12 protein-coding genes, 1 riboswitch and 1 other annotated feature are annotated in these 13,981 nt (G+C 43.4%); of the genes, 1 reads left to right on the top strand and 11 read right to left on the bottom strand.

Annotated features, from left to right (window positions below):
* Positions 1-278: 278 nt before the first annotated feature.
* The 11 genes from NQ541_RS03905 to NQ541_RS03850 all read right to left on the bottom strand — a co-directional run bounded on the left by NQ541_RS03905 (position 279) and on the right by NQ541_RS03850 (position 13,188).
* The gene (locus NQ541_RS03905; protein WP_044940544.1) at positions 279-473 is read right to left on the bottom strand and encodes a hypothetical protein; all 195 of its coding nucleotides are present in this window, start codon (positions 471-473) and stop codon (positions 279-281) included.
* Between the two features lie 277 nt (positions 474-750).
* Entirely contained in the window at positions 751-2,085 is a 1,335-nt protein-coding gene (locus NQ541_RS12920) for a histidine phosphatase family protein (RefSeq protein ID WP_005610593.1), read from the bottom strand.
* Positions 2,086-2,149: 64 nt separating this feature from the next.
* The gene (locus NQ541_RS03890; RefSeq protein ID WP_005610592.1) at positions 2,150-2,371 is read right to left on the bottom strand and encodes a hypothetical protein; all 222 of its coding nucleotides are present in this window, start codon (positions 2,369-2,371) and stop codon (positions 2,150-2,152) included.
* Between the two features lie 26 nt (positions 2,372-2,397).
* On the bottom strand, positions 2,398-4,830 hold the full coding sequence (gene leuS / locus NQ541_RS03885) for a leucine--tRNA ligase (RefSeq protein WP_044940554.1): 2,433 nt from the start codon (positions 4,828-4,830) through the stop codon (positions 2,398-2,400).
* 99 nt (positions 4,831-4,929) lie between these two features.
* Positions 4,930-5,161, bottom strand: a binding site (T-box leader).
* A gap of 246 nt (positions 5,162-5,407) precedes the next feature.
* Positions 5,408-6,367: a bile acid:sodium symporter family protein gene (locus NQ541_RS03880; protein ID WP_005610589.1), complete on the bottom strand. Its 960-nt coding sequence runs from the start codon at positions 6,365-6,367 to the stop codon at positions 5,408-5,410.
* A gap of 52 nt (positions 6,368-6,419) precedes the next feature.
* A complete protein-coding gene (nrdG, locus tag NQ541_RS03875) occupies positions 6,420-6,962 on the bottom strand; it encodes an anaerobic ribonucleoside-triphosphate reductase activating protein (protein WP_005610588.1) in 543 nt (180 codons plus the stop codon).
* A 94-nt stretch (positions 6,963-7,056) separates the two neighbouring features.
* Positions 7,057-9,216, bottom strand: coding sequence for an anaerobic ribonucleoside-triphosphate reductase (gene nrdD / locus NQ541_RS03870; protein WP_023922193.1), 2,160 nt, complete (start codon positions 9,214-9,216; stop codon positions 7,057-7,059).
* A gap of 298 nt (positions 9,217-9,514) precedes the next feature.
* On the bottom strand, positions 9,515-10,927 hold the full coding sequence (locus NQ541_RS03865; RefSeq protein ID WP_005610585.1) for an alanine/glycine:cation symporter family protein: 1,413 nt from the start codon (positions 10,925-10,927) through the stop codon (positions 9,515-9,517).
* Positions 10,928-10,929: 2 nt separating this feature from the next.
* A riboswitch (glycine riboswitch) is annotated at positions 10,930-11,067 on the bottom strand.
* A gap of 132 nt (positions 11,068-11,199) precedes the next feature.
* Positions 11,200-11,982, bottom strand: coding sequence for a ZIP family metal transporter (locus tag NQ541_RS03860; RefSeq protein WP_005610584.1), 783 nt, complete (start codon positions 11,980-11,982; stop codon positions 11,200-11,202).
* Positions 11,983-12,146: 164 nt separating this feature from the next.
* Positions 12,147-12,578 (bottom strand): flavodoxin, encoded by a 432-nt coding sequence (locus tag NQ541_RS03855; RefSeq protein WP_023922191.1) that lies wholly within the window; start codon positions 12,576-12,578, stop codon positions 12,147-12,149.
* A 1-nt stretch (position 12,579) separates the two neighbouring features.
* A complete protein-coding gene (locus NQ541_RS03850) occupies positions 12,580-13,188 on the bottom strand; it encodes a DUF3793 family protein (RefSeq protein WP_044940540.1) in 609 nt (202 codons plus the stop codon).
* Positions 13,189-13,431: 243 nt separating this feature from the next.
* Between NQ541_RS03850 and NQ541_RS03845 the strand changes: the two genes are divergently transcribed.
* Complete coding sequence (locus tag NQ541_RS03845; protein ID WP_005610581.1) at positions 13,432-13,851, top strand: P-loop NTPase family protein; 420 nt, start codon at positions 13,432-13,434, stop codon at positions 13,849-13,851.
* The last annotated feature ends 130 nt before the right edge of the window (positions 13,852-13,981 follow it).

Genomic DNA, 13,981 nt, shown 5'->3' with positions numbered 1-13,981 from the left:
GTGGAGCTAAAAAACTTCTTATCGAGATGGTCAGCGGAAAGCAGGATGTTCCTGAGCAGGTGCATTAGCGTAGAGCGTTCCGAAGACACTTTGCAGCGTTTGTTAGAGAAAGTAAATCGAGTGCCATTGCACGAAGATTTCCACTTTCGAGTTACAAACGGTCAACGGGCTGAGGTAAAGCGGGCCTGCACCGCGAAGGAATATCTCTGATTTCCGCGTCCGATTCGTCACAAAGAAGTCTTTTTCTTTACAAGCGTATCACCCCAACAAATACAAATTTATTTTTTCTTCACCTTCGGAGGCTGGTAATGATACACCTCTTCATAAGACTCCAGTTCTGCGTCACTGACCGGTGCTGACGGAATCAGTCCTGTGCAATCCTGAGTGGATACTGCATTGGCCAGATAATCGCAGGCATCGATCCGTTTCTGATTTTCAATCTCCTCTGTTGTCATTCTTCTTTTTCTGCTCACTTTACTACCTCCTGATCATTTTTCTTAGTATATGCAGTAAAACAAAATAATACTAAAAAAAGTTCTGTATATAGAATTATAAAGTAAAAGCTGGCAGGATTTTACTACTGTATGGAGCCATAATCAGATCGCAGTGACTGCTTATGAGGCCTATGGTATGCATCCACAAAGATCTATCTATGAAAAAGTAATCTAAATAGAATCTCAAAACCGGAAGTGTCCTGCCAGACTTCTTACAGATCTGGCATGATACTTCCGGTTTCTCTTATTCCTTCTTTTATTTCGATGCGTAATGCGGATCTGCCTCTCTCGTCTTCTCCCCATACACTTCTTTCAATTCCGAAAAAGCCTTTTTTACTTCTTCCGGTATTTCCACATGGGCAATAAAATCTTTTCCTTTCGGTCCATATCCATTTTCATCATCCGTCAGCCTTGGAATCTCTCCCATCAGCAACTGAACATAGCGGTCCATGTCCCACATTCCATGGATCGGTCTGATATAGGATAACCTGCCTTCTTTCTGAACTACTTCCGCACGGTAGGATGCAAAATTAATAATTTTGATATCCGGTGCATATTTTTTCATTCCCGCATCCATACGATTCTGCATCGTTGCATCCTGACACAAAATAATACTCTCACATGCAAGATTATTTTCTTTCAAAAGTTCTAACAGATAAGTAATGTTATTCCCACAGTTGGTCGAATCTTTCTCCAGAAAATCCGCCTGACATCCATAAACCTCGCTGATATATCGGCTGAATACCTCTGCCTCCGAAAGATTTTCTGTCCTGATCTGCGAATATTCATTCTGTACTTTCTGCCGCAGAGTTTCCGTTGTATGACCGACACCACCTACGATCACATATCGCTTTGCTATCTTTTCCTTTATCGCTTCTGCCAGGATATCTCCACCTGCCAGAATACTGCCTCCAAACAGAACCATAACATCTGCCTGAGCAATCCCATACTTTTTTTGTAATTGTTCACTGGTCAGCCGTTCTACATCTCTTTTCCCACAGAACTTTCCTAAAATATTAATATTTTGTGCAGTTCCTGCAGGATTGATTATTTTTCTGACCTCAAATGTATCTTCTTCATATTGGAGTTGCACAATCCCACAATTTCCGATAAAGCCTGTTCCTTCCTGCCGGTAACCAACTGCCCTGAGGAAACGTCGCATTGCCATTCCATGCGTCACAATCAGAATTGTTTCTCCGGTATCTTCCCTTGCAATTTCTCTGACAGCCCCATAAATACGGTCTGTAAAAGCATCCAAATCTTCCCCACCAAACTGGACAAAATAATCTCCATAAGGATATTCCGGATTTTCACTGTTCGGTGAGGCTTCTTTTGTTCCAAGGAAAATCTCTTTCAATCCTTTTTTTCTTTCATAAGGCATCCCGGAAACCAGCCATGCTGTATCACATGCACGCTCCGCTGTAGAACTGTATACAGAATCAAAATGGATTTTCTGATTCTTAAACCACTCTTTTGCTGCCAGTGCCTGATTGATTCCGTTCTCTGTCAGCGGTGAATCGCACTGTCCCTGATTCACATCCATAACATTAAATAAAGTTTCTCCATGCCTCATTAAAAAAATCGTCTTCATACTTTCACCATCCTCACCATTTTTTTGATTGCATTCAGGTCCATCGGTTTTGAGATATGTGCATTCATTCCGGAATCATATTAATCGCATTCAGTGCATTTTCTGCCTTTCTCAGAGCCTCATCCCTTGCTTTTTCCAGTTCTGTATGTTCTTTTTGTTCCGTAATATCAACAAAGACCCCAAAGAAACAATACGGCGAACCATTCTCCGTATTTTTAATCTCTTTTCCGATTCGTTCTCTGTAGAAACAACAATGGTACAGATAACAAAAGATTACCTGTACCATTATTCATTCTTTTATTTGCAAAAACTCTACTTCATGACAATATTAATAATCTTCTTCGGCACATAGATTTCCTTGATCACATTTCCTGTCAGCTTATCTGCGATCGCTTCTCTACCTGCTGCGATTGCATCATCCTTGGAGATATCTGCCGGGATCTCAATGACAGCCTTTGTCTTGCCATTGATCTGTACCGGGATCTTGATCTCGTCATCTTTCATCTCATTTTCATCGTATTTTGGCCAGCCTGCTTTAAATACAGTATCTACATGACCTAACTGTTCCCACATCTCTTCTGCGAAATGCGGTGCAAACGGGGAAAGAAGTACTGCGATCGTCTCCAGTGTCTCTTTATCGATTCCGCCTTCCTTCTTGGCAACTTCGATGAACTTGTTGTTATACTCCATGAATCCGGAAATAACTGTATTCAGGCTGAAGCTTTCCAGTCTTGTTGTGATATCATATACCATTCTGTGACGGAGCTTGATCATCTCTTTTGTCGGCTGAATGTCTTTCTCTTTGCTTTCCATTAACATATTCCACAGGCGTTTCAGGAAACGGTTTACACCGTCAATTCCACGGTCATCCCACTCAGCATCCAGCTCCGGTGGTCCTACAAAGAGTTCATACATTCTCAGGGAATCGCATCCGTAATCACGTACAAGATCATCCGGTGATACGACATTTCCCTTGGATTTACTCATCTTGATTCCGTTCTTTCCGGTGATCATTCCCTGATTGAACAACTTGTGGAACGGCTCATCAAAATCAATCGCACCGATATCGTACAGGAATTTCGTGTAGAATCTTGAGTACAGAAGATGAAGTACTGCATGCTCTACACCACCGATATACATATCAACCGGAAGCATCTCGTCTGCTTTCTCTTTGGAAACCAGTGCCTCTGAATTATGGTTGTCTACATAACGCAGGAAATACCAGGATGATCCTGCCCACTGCGGCATGGTATTTGTCTCTCTCTTTGCATCACTTCCACATACCGGACACTTGCAGTTTACCCACTCGTCAATTGCAGCAAGCGGTGACTCACCTGTTCCTGTCGGCTCATAAGATTCTACCTCCGGCAGACGAAGCGGAAGTTCTTCTTCCGGTACCGGAACATTTCCACACTTCGGGCAGTGAACGATCGGGATCGGCTCACCCCAGTAACGCTGACGGGAGAATACCCAGTCACGCAGTTTGTAGTTGACTGTTGCACGTCCAATTCCCATTTTTTCAATAATATGTGGGGCTTCTTTCTTCAGGACAGAAGATTCCATACCATTCCAGTCACCGGAATTGATCATGGTTCCTGCAGCCTCTGTATAAGCTTCTGTCATATTCTCGATCTCTTTACCGTCTTTTGCAATAACCTGGATGATCGGGATATTGAACTTTGTTGCGAACTCAAAGTCACGGTCATCATGTGCCGGTACACACATGATCGCTCCTGTACCATAATCTGCCAGTACATAATCAGACAGCCAGATCGGAGTCTTTTTACCATTTAACGGGTTGATCGCATAACTTCCGGTGAAGACACCTGTCTTTTCTTTATCCTGCATACGGTCAACATTAGACTTCATAGAAGCATCATAAATATATTTCTCTACTGCTTCTTTTGTCTCCGGTGTTGCAAGGGAAGCTGCAAGTTCATGCTCCGGTGCAAGTACCATAAAAGTTGCTCCATGCAGTGTGTCCGGTCTTGTTGTATAAACCGTGATCTTCTCATCTCTTCCCTCTACCGGGAAATCTACCTCTGCACCGTAGGATTTACCAATCCAGTCAGCCTGCATCTTCTTAACCTTCTCCGGCCAGTCAAGCTTGTCAAGGTCATTCAACAGACGGTCTGCATACTTGGTAATACGGAGCATCCACTGACGAAGGTTCTTCTTTGTAACCTCTGCACCACAACGCTCGCATTTACCATTGACAACCTCTTCATTTGCAAGTCCTGTCTTACAGGAAGGACACCAGTTGATCGGAAATTCCTTTTCATATGCCAGACCCTCTTTGAACATCTTTACAAAGATCCACTGTGTCCATTTATAAAATTCAGGATCTGTTGTATTTACTTCCATATCCCAGTCATACAGTGCTGCAATATCATTGATCTGTCTCTTGATATTGGCAACATTGGCCGCTGTAGACTTAGCCGGGTGAACTCCCATTTTGATTGCATAGTTCTCTGCAGGAAGTCCGAATGCATCCCATCCCATCGGATGAACGATGTAGTAACCCTGCTGCAATTTATAACGACTCCACACATCAGAAATAACATACCCTCTCCAATGTCCTACATGCAGACCATTTCCTGACGGATACGGAAACATATCCAGGCAGTAATATTTCTGCTTTTTATTGCCATTCTCATCCACTCTTGGATTTACCGGCTTCTCTTCCCACTTTTCACGCCATTTTTTTTCAATCGATTTATGGTTGTATACAATCTTTGTACCCATGTACTTCTTCCTCTCTTTCATTATTACATACAGACAACCTGCCACCGGCAGTTTCTCCTGCATACTTTGGTATAAAGAAAGCCTTTTCTTCTCACAAAATCAAGAGACGAAAAGGCTTTAGTTCCGTGGTACCACTCTTATTCATCCGCCATCCGGCAGATGCACTCATCAGATTCTGTAACGGGAACTCCCGCTTCTGCCTGTCCTGGATCATCCCGGTTCAGCAGAAGAACTCCAAGGTCAGTTCAGAATCCATGATACTGCCTCTCACCACCCGGCAGCTCTCTGAAATCAGACGGATCTTCCTACTAGTCCTCTTCTTCGCTTTTGCAATATACTGATACTAGGGTGAAAAGGTATGAATCCATATGAGCCTGCTCATAAGTGGATAAAAGACCTTTGAACCCGTCCCAATCTGAGCATAAAATGGAATTGTAATCCTGAGATATGCGAATAGTGGGATGGATTATGGGAGTGCGTAGCACCGAACAATCCATAGGTATCAAAGTTAGCCAAAATTGGAGGCTTTCACCTCAACATGATTTATTATATGTAGTATGTTAAAATAAGTCAAGTCTTATTTTTTGCAACCTTTCTCTCTATTCCTGAGCCTCTTGATCAGACTTCCATAACACGCCGCCAGTACCTGCTGAAATAATGTACCGATCATTACCGGAAACATTACTTCTCCGGGAAAATAAGCTGCTGCGATCACCGCCCCCGCACTGATATTTCTCATTCCTGATCCATAGATCATAGAAATCCGGGTTTTCTCATCCTGCTTTAACAGAACAGAGATTCCCCATCCGATGGCATATCCTGCCGCTGCAAGGATCATGATACAGACTGCCACAAATACTCTCTGCAGGTTCATATGTCTTACATAAGGTGCTACTTTCGATGAATTACAGATCACACAGTATATCAGGCACAGCTTTGACCAGAATGCCAGCTTTCCCGGCCATTTTTCTTTCACTTTTCCACAACTGAACTGGTTTAAGCACATTGCCAGAAGTGCCGGCAGTGCGATCATAAAGACCAGATCTTTCATCATTTCTTCCGGATTCATCTTTACCCTGGCACCTACAAGAATCTTTAACGTCAGCGGAATGATCAATGGTGCAAGGACCGTATCAATTACCAACAGAGAGAGCGTAATGGAACTGTCCCCTTTATAGATTGACACCCACATCATTCCAACCACGGCAGCCGGTACAGAAAATTCAAGAACCATTCCTGTGATCAGCTCCCGATTTCCTGCAAAGAACATCTCTCCTACGCTCCATGCGGCACACGGCATGACCACATGCAGAACTGCCAGGATCAGCAGAAGCGGCAGCGGCTTTCTCAGGACTGCCCCGATATCCTTAAAAGAAGATTTCAACGCTCCCGTAAATGTCATAAATGCAAAGACAACCGGCACATAGGCAACACCCCTGCCGGCAATCTCCGGGAAAAGAACGCCCAGAAGAAGACAAGTTGGCGTCACAAAAGCGATCCATTTTTCAATCCATGCATTTGCTCTCTTTAATATCATCTTTCTGCCTTTCTTTTATCCTTCTTTTATTTTTTTACTTTTCTTCTATTTTTCAGTCAATTCCTCTTTTTATCGTTGGGTTCCACTCTGCAACACTTCCCTGTTCCAGACTTTTTTTTACATCAATCAGACGTTGGTTGGATGAGCCACGGAACAACAGCATGATATTCTTTTTTTCTTCCACAAAACGTCCGTCTACAAGAACATCCAGCAGTGCCAGCATCTCATCCGTCACTTCGCACCTTGCCCTGCTTTTTTTGCAGAGTTCCCGGTCAAAAAGATATCCCGTATAGCACCAGATTGTCTTCCCGGGGTAACGTTCTTTCACCTTTTTCAGAAACGGAACAAGCACTCTCTGATTCTGCGGTTCAAATGGCTCTCCTCCCAGCACTGACAGTCCGTTCACATACTCCGGTTCAAGTGCCTTCAGGATCTCCTCCTCTGTCTCCTGAGTAAATTCTTTCCCATAATCAAAATCCCACGTTGCCTCATTGAAGCAGCCTTTACAATGATGCGTACAGCCTGAAACAAAAAGAGAAACCCTGACACCTTCTCCATTGGCTATATCGCACTTCTTTATTTCTCCATACCTCATGTTCTTTCCTGCCTTTTATACGAGAAAATGTCCGGATCTGTCTGCACAGACCCGGACATCTCCCTTGTTCAACCTCAATACTTTTATCCTGCTTCTACAGATGAAGAACTCGCTCCTTGATTTCCTGGGTTCTTCCCTGATTCCAGAACTGAGTTCCGATATATCCGCAGGTACGTCTTGCAACATTCAGCGTATCCTGGTTCCGGTTGCCACAATGAGGACATTCCCACACGAGCTTTCCTTCCTCGTCTGTCACAACCTGGATCTCTCCATCAAATCCACACTCCTGACAATAATCACTCTTCGTATTCAATTCTGCATACATGATATTCTCATAAATAAACCGGATTACCTGAAGCACAGCCGGAATATTATCTTTCATATCCGGTACTTCCACATAACTGATTGCTCCGCCTGTTGAAAGAGCCTGGAACTGGGATTCAAACTTCAGTTTTGCAAAAGCGTCGATCTCTTCTCCGACAAATACATGATAACTGTTCGTAATATAACTCTTGTCCGTAATTCCCGGAATCACTCCAAATCTCTTCTGAAGACATTTTGCAAACTTGTAGGTCGTACTTTCAATCGGAGATCCGTAAATACTGAATGCAATGTTCGTCTCCTCTTTCCATTTATTACAAGCTTCATTCATATGCTTCATGACATCCAGTGCAAAAGGAGTTGCCTCAGGATCTGTATGAGACTTTCCTGTCATATACTTCACGCACTCATAAAGCCCTGCATATCCAAGCGAAATTGTTGAATATCCACCATACAAAAGCTTGTCGATCGGCTCACCTTTTTTCAGACGGGCCAAAGCTCCAAACTGCCACAGGATCGGGGCTGCATCGGAAAGCGTTCCCTTCAGACGGTTATGTCTGCACATCAACGCACGATAGCACAGCTCCAGCCGCTCATCAAAGATCTTCCAGAATTTATTCATATCGCCTCCGGAAGAAAGTGCTACATCCACCAGGTTGATCGTTACAACGCCCTGATTAAACCTGCCGTAGAACTGATAGTTTCCATTCTCATCCTTCCACGGACTTAAGCAGCTCCGGCATCCCATAACCGGGAAACAATTGCCTTCTTTTAATTCTTTCATCTTCTTCTCAGAAATATAATCCGGTACAAGACGCTTTGCAGTACACTTTGCAGCCAGCTCTGTCAGATAGAAATATTCACTTCCTTCTTCGATATTATCATCTTCAAGTACATAGATCAGCTTCGGGAATGCCGGAGTTACCCACACTCCTGCCTCATTCTTAACCCCCTGATAACGCTGACGCAGAGTCTCTTCTATGATCATCGCAAGATCCCGCTTTTCTGACTCACTCTTTGCCTCATTCAGATACATAAAGACTGTCAGGAACGGAGCCTGTCCGTTCGTCGTCATCAGAGTGATGACCTGATACTCAATCGTCTGAACTCCCTTCGTGATCTCTTTTTTCAGACGTCTCTCCACGATCTCATTCAGAATATCATCCGGGTACTCTGTTCCGACCAGCTTCATCTCTTCCAGCACTTCTGTCCGGATCTTATTCCTCGATACCTGGACAAACGGAGCAAGATGTGCCAGGGAAATGCTCTGTCCACCATACTGATTACTTGCAACCTGTGCAATGATCTGCGTCGCGATATTACATGCTGTAGAGAAACTGTGCGGCTTCTCGATCATCGTTCCGCTGATCACAGTTCCGTTCTGAAGCATATCTTCCAGATTGACCAGATCACAGTTATGCATATGCTGTGCATAGTAGTCTGAATCATGGAAATGGATGATTCCCTGTCTGTCGGCTTCCACGATATCCTCCGGCAACAGCATCCTGGTTGTCAGGTCACGGCTCACCTCACCTGCCATATAATCCCTCTGCACACTGTTCACTGCAGGGTTCTTATTGGAATTTTCCTGCTTTACATCCTCATTATTATACTCGATCAAAGAAAGGATCCTGTTATCCGTCGTATTGGCTTTACGGACAAGAGATCTCTTATAACGGTATCTGACATAGCTCTTTGCCAGTTCAAAAGCTCCTGTCGCCATGATCTGGTTCTCTACCATATCCTGGATCTCTTCTACCGATACTGCACGGTTCAGCTTATTGCATTTAAATTCAACATACTCGGCAATATCCTCGATCTGACCATCACTTAAGCTTCTCTCTTCCGAATTTATATCTGCCTTTTTTACAGCCTTAATGATCTTATTTATATCGAATACTTCCTCTGACCCGTTCCTTTTGATAATCTTCATCCCACCAGTCTCCTCACTTTCAAGATATTGTCTGAAATCTATTCTAATACAAAATATAGTATAATGCAATGGGAAAAACACACGATAGTGTATTTTCGGAATATCCTCTGTTTCCCATGATAATTATCAGTCTTCTTAAAAGTCAACCATTTTTTCATATTTTACAAAAAAAGCAGCCTGTCCCCGTCTTTTCAACGGGTCAGACTGCATTCTTCTTAAAATTGCTCAGGGGGTATATCTCATTATTTTTTAAACTGTCTGATAATTCAGACTGTATGTCTATTTAAGACTCTGATCATTAATAAGATCCTTTATGCTTTGCATGAAATTCTTTCGTTTCCTTTACAACCACACCACTTAATGCAAGCAATGCGATCAGGTTCGGAAATGCCATCAATGCATTAAAGATATCTGCGATATTCCATACTGCAGCAACTGTCATATATGGTCCGATAAATACTGCCAGAATATACAGCCAGCGGTATCCTTTTACCACTGCTTTATTGCGGTTGAACAGATATTCCACACACCGCTCTCCATAATAATCCCATCCGAGGATCGTTGTAAATGCAAAGAATACCAGACATAACATCAGTGAAAAAGTAGCAATGAATCCCGGGAACGGCAGTCCCTTCTGGAATGCATCCATTGTAATTGCAACACCTTCCAGCTTTGGATCAAGCCATGATCCTGCGATTACGATAGAAAGTCCTGTCATCGTACAGATTACAATCGTATCAATAAATGTTCCCGTCATTGAAACGAGTCCCTGACGAACCGGATCTTTTGTTCTTGCTGCTGCGGCTGCGATCGGGGCACTACCAAGACCGGATTCATTGGAAAAGATTCCTCTTGCCACACCTTTCTGCATGGCTACGATCATACTTCCCATAACTCCGCCTGCCAACGCACTTCCGTTAAATGCACTGCTGATAATTTCAGCAAATGCTCCCGGCACTGCCTTGATATTTGTAAATACAATAATCAGACAGAGTACCACATATAAAACCGCCATAAACGGTACTACAACTTCCGAAACTTTTGAAATTCTCTTAATACCACCAATAACAACCAGTCCTACAAAAACTGTCAGCAGGATTCCTGCGATCACAGTTGCGATGGAATAATCATTTCCCAATACAGTTACCGTATGTGCCATATCCGGATCAAAGAAATTCTTTACCGCTGATGCAATACTGTTCACCTGGGTAAATGTTCCGATTCCGAACAGACCTACACCTGCTCCGAAAAATGCAAAGATCTTGGCAAGCCATTTCCATTTCTTTCCCATTCCATTTTCAATATAATAGAAAGGTCCACCCAGAACATGACCGTCTTGATCGATCGTGCGGTATTTGATTGCAAGAAGACCTTCTGAATACTTTGTCGCCATTCCGAAAAATGCGGCAACAACCATCCAGAATAATGCTCCCGGGCCACCTGCTGCGATCGCAGTCGCAACACCTGCGATATTTCCCGTTCCGATGGTCGCAGACAATGCAGTACAAAGTGCTCCAAAACTGGTCACTTCTCCATGTCCGTCTTCTTCATCCTGAAACATAAATTTGAAAGCTTTTCCGAGATGCCGGACCTGAACTCCGCCAAGCCTGACTGTTAATAAGATACCTGTTACCATGATGAGGCAGATCAATGGCAGACCCCACACGGCATCATCAATTACTTTGATGAGTTCGTTGATTTGTGCAAACATTCCTTTATTCCTCCATCCTTTTGCCTGAGAGACTCGCAGTTCCTGCCCTCCCGCCCCTGCCGGGAACTTCTTTTTTCAAAGTAGCAGCACTGCTTACACCTTCGGCGCTCTTTTTAAAGAGACTCTCCTGAGTATTTCTCTTTTGTGCTTTAGCACAACAAAGTACAGTTTAGCACGATATTCTGACTATTGCAATATTTTCAGAATATCTTTGGACATTTTTCTTATAATTCTTTCTAATCGTCACTCATCAGTTTCATTTCACTGTATTTTTATCCCAGTGCCACATCCAGGATCATCATCAGGACAAATCCGGCTGCCACCCCGATCGTACTGATATTGGAGTGTTCCCCCGACTGTGCTTCTGGAATCAGTTCTTCTACCACAACATAGATCATCGCCCCTGCTGCAAATGACAGCAGATAGGGAAGAAGCGGTACAACCAGCCCCGTCAGCAAAATCGTCAAAAATGCTCCGACCGGTTCCACGATCCCGGAAAGTGTCCCGTATACAAATGCTCTGGTTTTTGAGATTTCCTGACTTTGCAGTGGCATGGAAATGATTGCCCCTTCCGGAAAATTCTGAATTGCAATACCGATCGCCAGGGCAAATGCTCCCGTCATCGACATCGTTGTATTTTCCGTCAGAACTCCTGCAAAAGTCACTCCGACCGCCATTCCCTCGGGAATATTATGCAACGTGACGGCAAGGACAAGCATGGTCGTTTTTTTTAGATGAGATGGGATTCCTTCCGGCTCATCTTCTGTAAAATGTAGATGCGGTGTGATGGTATCCAGGAGCAGCAAAAATCCCATCCCCAGAAGGAACCCCACTGATGCCGGAATCCACGCAATCGTCTTCTCCTGCTCTGCCATCTCGATCGCCGGAATCAGAAGCGACCATACTGATGCCGCGATCATAACTCCTGATGCAAATCCAAGCAACAGTTTCTGCACTTTTTCATTCATCTCTTTCCGCATAAAAAATACCATCGCCGAGCCTAATGTCGTCCCGGCAAATGGTATTAAAATTCCCGCTAAAATCATTCGATTCATCTTCTCATTCTCCCTTCATTAACAGACCTTTTCTAATAATTAGATGTCGGGGGCAAAAGCCCCCCCGACTTTGATGCCTACGGATTGCTCCGTGCTACGCACTCCCACAATCCTACCCATAATTATACTATGCAGCAGGGAGAATTTTGACTTTCTGCTTTGTTTTACGCTTTCTGTGCAAGCTCCTGACCTGCCGCTTTCAGTTCCTCCAGCATGTCATCTTCCGGTGCATCATTTGTGATAATGCCTTCCTCACGCAGTAATACTGCTCCGGCATTTTTCATGCGTTCTGCCCAGTCACGCATCCATTCTCCATCGCCCCAGCCATAAGAACCGAACAAGAGGATTGTCTTTCCTGATACCAGTGACTCGATCTCCTCAATAAACGGCTCCATCTCAGCTTCTTCCAACTGCTCTGAACCCATGGACGGGCAGCCCAGTGCGAATGCATTTCCTGCTGCAACCGTTGCTGCATCAGCATTTCCAACTTCCAGAAGTTCTGCCTCCTGACCTGCTGCTTTGATTCCCTCAGCCACTGCTTCAGCCATAGCCTGGGTATTTCCTGTTCCGCTCCAATATACAACTGATATACTCATCTTATCTTCCTCCATCTTTCTTTTTCATCGAAATCTCCCGGATACTTTTCCCTGTCAGATATTCCTGGACCGCACATTCTTTTGCACGGTCGTATTCCTTGAAGATCATTCTTGCCTGCGACAGGTTACTGTATACCTTCCAATATCCGATCATCAGATATTTTCTGCCCTCATTTTCAATGAAGCCTCGGATATCTGCTACCGGATATCCGAGAAACATCCCAATCTCATGAGGGAATCCCATTCCTTTTTCTGAAAAATCTTTCACTCTCTGTGAAAGCCGCTCCAGCATTTTTTCTGCCGGCTCTTTCTTATATCCATATTCCTGTGCAAGCTGACTGACATCTGCTTTCTTTAAATACTGTTCCAGTTCGTCAGGTCGATAAAAAAGGACAAGGCATTTTCCTTGCGAACAGGACAGGCAGTGATATTTTACATCTGTCCCCATCAGTATCTCCGGTAATCCCGGACGGAGTCTTGCATCCATAGAAATAAGGCAGGAAATTTTTATTCCCTTCAGCACCGGGGCACACTGCAATGCGACCTGAAATCCAAGCCTTACAAGCCGGTCTTCATTTTTCAGATAGTAGGATATTACTTCGGTTGGCATGATTCCTCCTTGGTTTTGAGAATGATTTTCAATCAATGTTATGATATCATACTTGAGAATGATTTTCAATATATATTTTGAGAACTTTTCTCATTTGTTTATAGTCATTCCGCATAATTTTTTTTAAATTTTTATCTCTTTTTTAGTTGTTACTCACATATCTTTAGTGTATAATAGGCTTATAAATATTTGAGCGATCATACAGTCTCAAAAATACTTACTTACATAAAGGAGAGAGTCGCCATGGTAAATTTAATAACAGGCCCGAGAGGCAGCGGAAAAACCCAGCAAATGATCGACCTTGCAAATGAAAAGGTAAAGACATCCAGCGGTAATGTCGTATTCATCAAAAGAAGTCATAAAGATACTTATTCAGTAGACTTTAATATTCGTGTCATCCGTATGGCAGATTATCCTGATATCCTTACCCTTGAAGAATTCGTCGGTTTTCTCTATGGTATGGCTGCAGGCAATCATGATATTCAGGCAGTATTCATTGACAGCATTTTAAAGCAGGCCAATATTACTTTGGAAAGTCTTCCGTCTTTCATCCAGAAGCTGATTAAGATTTCTTCTGAGAATAATATTGATTTCTATCTCAGCGTCAGTGCGGATAAGAACGAAATCCCGGATATTGATTCTCTGGAATGTACCGTTCTCTGATATCCTGATTCAACTAAAAAGTCCTGTCGGATCTTTTTGTTGTATATGGCAACTGAAAAGTCCATCGGAATCTCTCTTTTATAAGATACTCCGATGGACTTTTTTTATTCGCCGTCTTCTGTTAAATTCT

This window comes from [Ruminococcus] lactaris ATCC 29176 (assembly GCF_025152405.1).
GTDB lineage: Bacteria > Bacillota > Clostridia > Lachnospirales > Lachnospiraceae > Mediterraneibacter > Mediterraneibacter lactaris.
Note: the sequence above shows the minus strand (reverse complement) of the source record. Positions and strands in the feature narration are given on the sequence as shown.

What these genes read in the sequence shown, in the direction of transcription:
- NQ541_RS03855 (WP_023922191.1), bottom strand. Translation starts at nt 12,578, where the DNA reads ATGAGTATATCAGTTGTATATTGGAGCGGAACAGGAAATACCCAGGCT.
- NQ541_RS03845 (WP_005610581.1), top strand. Translation starts at nt 13,432, where the DNA reads ATGGTAAATTTAATAACAGGCCCGAGAGGCAGCGGAAAAACCCAGCAA.
- NQ541_RS03860 (WP_005610584.1), bottom strand. Translation starts at nt 11,982, where the DNA reads ATGAATCGAATGATTTTAGCGGGAATTTTAATACCATTTGCCGGGACG.
- NQ541_RS03890 (WP_005610592.1), bottom strand. Translation starts at nt 2,371, where the DNA reads ATGGTACAGGTAATCTTTTGTTATCTGTACCATTGTTGTTTCTACAGA.
- nrdD (WP_023922193.1), bottom strand. Translation starts at nt 9,216, where the DNA reads ATGAAGATTATCAAAAGGAACGGGTCAGAGGAAGTATTCGATATAAAT.
- leuS (WP_044940554.1), bottom strand. Translation starts at nt 4,830, where the DNA reads ATGGGTACAAAGATTGTATACAACCATAAATCGATTGAAAAAAAATGG.
- nrdG (WP_005610588.1), bottom strand. Translation starts at nt 6,962, where the DNA reads ATGAGGTATGGAGAAATAAAGAAGTGCGATATAGCCAATGGAGAAGGT.
- NQ541_RS03865 (WP_005610585.1), bottom strand. Translation starts at nt 10,927, where the DNA reads ATGTTTGCACAAATCAACGAACTCATCAAAGTAATTGATGATGCCGTG.
- NQ541_RS03880 (WP_005610589.1), bottom strand. Translation starts at nt 6,367, where the DNA reads ATGATATTAAAGAGAGCAAATGCATGGATTGAAAAATGGATCGCTTTT.
- NQ541_RS03850 (WP_044940540.1), bottom strand. Translation starts at nt 13,188, where the DNA reads ATGCCAACCGAAGTAATATCCTACTATCTGAAAAATGAAGACCGGCTT.
- NQ541_RS12920 (WP_005610593.1), bottom strand. Translation starts at nt 2,085, where the DNA reads ATGAAGACGATTTTTTTAATGAGGCATGGAGAAACTTTATTTAATGTT.